This window comes from Acutalibacter sp. 1XD8-33 (genome assembly GCF_003612555.1).
GTDB lineage: Bacteria > Bacillota > Clostridia > Oscillospirales > Acutalibacteraceae > Acutalibacter.
The window spans coordinates 1-906 of the sequence record NZ_RAZF01000094.1 but is presented as its reverse complement, the minus strand read 5'-3'; the positions used below and the strand labels follow the sequence as shown (position 1 = coordinate 906).

General features: G+C 53.3%; 1 protein-coding gene. It reads left to right on the top strand.

The genetic code is table 11. The annotated features are described in order from the left end of the window. Positions 1 to 219: 219 nt before the first annotated feature. Complete coding sequence (locus tag D7X94_RS18680) at positions 220 to 801, top strand: hypothetical protein (protein WP_158591087.1); 582 nt, start codon at positions 220 to 222, stop codon at positions 799 to 801. Positions 802 to 906 lie beyond the last annotated feature (105 nt).

Here is a 906-nt window from a genome sequence, read left to right as displayed (position 1 = left end):
CAAGTTCAGATGCTGCGGGAGCTGCTGGGGAATGGATAAGCCCTCAAAAGGGAGTGAGGCCTTTTGACGTATATTGAGTACCTGAACAACTTCAATCAATGGCTCGAAGAGGATAGCCCTACCGACAGAGCGGTCATTCTTTATTATGCTTTGCTTAATCTGTTTAACCGCCGAGGTTGGCCAAGGTGGGCCGGAGTAGATACCCAAAGATTGATGGTGTTGTCCAGGACGTCAAGCAAGCCCGCCGCCCTTCGGGCAAGGGACGCGCTGGTTTCCGCCGGATGGATCCAGTACCGTTCCGGGAAAAAGGGCAAGGCCACGGAGTACCGGCTGTTGGATCGTGATTTTCAGGTCCAAGATGAAAAATACGGGGTAAAAATCGAAACCAAAAACGTTACCAAAAACGTTACCAAAAACGTTACCAAAAACGTTACCGAAAGTGTTCCCGAAAACGTTACCAAAAACGTTACCCCTAATAATACTAAGACTAAGACAAAGAAAGAGAAAGAAGAGAAAGCTCCGGCGGTGACATTCCCCCTGAAGGACGGCGGGTGCTACCCGGTGTCCACGGAGCAATGCCGGAGGTGGGCGGAGCTCTATCCCGCTGTGGACGTGGAGCAACAGCTGCGGAACATGCGGGGTTGGCTGGAAGCGAACCCCCAGAAGCGAAAGACCCGTGCGGGGATTCTTCGGTTCGCCAACGGCTGGCTTGCCCGGGAACAGAACCAGGTCGGGCAATCCCGGCTTTCGCCCACCGGCTCCCAAACGCCGGATTACGGCAGGGAGGAAGATTACTGGTGATAGGGCAAAGCCTTTGTGAAAGGAGTGCACATGTTGAAAACAGTGACCTATGAGGAAGTATTGAGGTGGAATCCCTGTTGGCTGGAAGAAGAGGTCGGCAGGGAG